Source organism: Enterobacter asburiae (assembly GCF_008080435.1).
Taxonomy (GTDB): Bacteria; Pseudomonadota; Gammaproteobacteria; order Enterobacterales; family Enterobacteriaceae; genus Enterobacter; species Enterobacter asburiae_C.
Genome location: NZ_VRKN01000052.1, coordinates 1 through 1,844 on the forward strand (window position 1 = coordinate 1; position 1,844 = coordinate 1,844).

At 46.9% G+C, this 1,844-nt stretch carries 2 protein-coding genes; one reads left to right on the forward strand and one right to left on the reverse strand.

Annotation, left to right across the window (positions count from 1 at the left end; translation table 11 throughout):
* Nucleotides 1-120 precede the first annotated feature (120 nt).
* Nucleotides 121-957 (forward strand): ATP-binding protein, encoded by an 837-nt coding sequence (locus FU672_RS25360; protein ID WP_262349073.1) that lies wholly within the window; start codon nucleotides 121-123, stop codon nucleotides 955-957.
* A 450-nt stretch (nucleotides 958-1,407) separates the two neighbouring features.
* On the opposite strand, the gene FU672_RS24740 is transcribed toward FU672_RS25360, so the two are convergent.
* Nucleotides 1,408-1,719, reverse strand: a complete 312-nt coding sequence (locus FU672_RS24740) for a PAAR domain-containing protein (RefSeq protein ID WP_148245221.1) — start codon at nucleotides 1,717-1,719, stop codon at nucleotides 1,408-1,410.
* Nucleotides 1,720-1,844 lie beyond the last annotated feature (125 nt).

Genomic DNA, 1,844 nt, shown 5'->3' on the forward strand with positions numbered 1-1,844 from the left:
AGAAGAAACAGGACGCTCAGATTACAAACAGGCCAGAGTAATTGTCGCGATGCGGACGGGGTAATTGTCGCCTAATATCCAGATATTCAACTGCATCACATCACACTCCAGCATAAGTCGTTGGCAATTCTACAAATTCGTAACGTCAGGATGAAACCTTACTACCTGACTCAGGATTACAGCAAAGAGGGAAAAACTGTCAGGGCCGGCGTCGTATACACCCGTCAACAGGATGCCAATACGCCCGTAAATAGCTGTGCCAGCCCTGGAGATGTCATGGCTATGTGGAGAGAGCGCTTTAACCTGGACCTGGCACCCGCTGACCGTATTGTCAGACTGCTACTGGATTATGACAATTGGGAATACGACGGTATCAGCGAGGCCTATTATCGGTTGGATCCGGATTATGCCATTCATATTGGCGACACAGAAAAAGATCTGGGAGGACAACACTGGTGGTCAACGATTGGTATTGAGCAACCGTGTCACTACGAATACATACTCAAATATCGTGAGCGTGTACTTGAACGAGTGCCAATCGTACATTACAGAAATGAAGGTTTAAAGTTTCCCTTTCCAGAGATGGACACACTGGCTTATCCAGGAAAAAGGGACGGGTTTGTGACAGATTATTATGCTGACGTTTTTTACTTCGTGAAAAACACCGTACAGTACAATCTGTTGAGTCATATCAGAGAGTTTCACTCACTGCCTGGCCATAACTCAGGCATAACCATACCGTTAACCACCCAGACCAAGCCACCGATTATCAGGCTGCCATTTATGGTGTTTGAAAACGTAGAGGAAAAAGACGAAAAGCTGAAGTTTATTCAGAGTCAACTTGCTGATTTTTGTCCGGATGGTATGCCCGACAAAGCATCGATGAAAACTGACCCGGCAGTAAGAATGGAAGTTGAGAGACAATTTTCCTGGTGGGTTTTTAACCATAGGTGTTGAACCAAGGCAAGTAACAGCCATGCCAAAAAACTCGCACCAGTGGTGCGAGAAATCGGCTGTCTGCAAAACCCGCTCATCACACACGCAGGACAGGCTGGCGGTTAAAGAGGATATGCAGCCATAAAGGAATCAAGAAAAAACGCCATGCTCGAGCTTACCAATCAGGTCCATGACTGCTTGCACATCGTCCTCTGTCATCAACAAAGAAACCGGTGCAACATTGCGGCATCCGTCACTCGCTGTAATTGGGAGTCGTATTGACTTTCCAGCTCCAAACCGTGTTTCCTGGAATGATCCTGAGATGGCATATAAAAACCTGTTACTATCCATTTTAATTAGCGTCGGATTTAGACAGGATATACCATTTGCTGTCATGTCTACACCAGATGCAATGATAAGGGGAATGACCTGCGCTGAAGGAAGATATCCTTCGTACACATCGGGAAAAATTCAATTAGTAATCCCTTGGCTTTGATCCTCTACTTTGGCCCGATTGTGCGCCACAACTAATAATTTTGGTGGTGGCTGACAACCACACTGTAATACATCGAACTCCAGTGCACCTTCACCGCCTGGATAGCGGGGGCGGTATGGACCACCGGCCTTAACAATGATCCCTTTTTGCCCACATGCTGCGCAAAAAGCCTGCCCACCAATTAATGCTGCCTGACGATTGCCAATCAGACAGGTAGCCGCAGCAGGTGGAAATACCTGACCACCGGTTTCCGGTACGTCACCAGCACAAAGTATTTTTCTCATCATCGCTACTAGCTCCAGGGAAGAACATTCCTCAAAGAACTCTTTTATAGTTCTCTGAGGATATATGTTTATGCCGGTACAACCAGCCGCCAGACCAGCGCATCGGCCTCAATCCCCGTTTCCTCATC

What these genes read in the sequence shown, in the direction of transcription:
- FU672_RS24740 (WP_148245221.1), bottom strand. Translation starts at nt 1,719, where the DNA reads ATGATGAGAAAAATACTTTGTGCTGGTGACGTACCGGAAACCGGTGGT.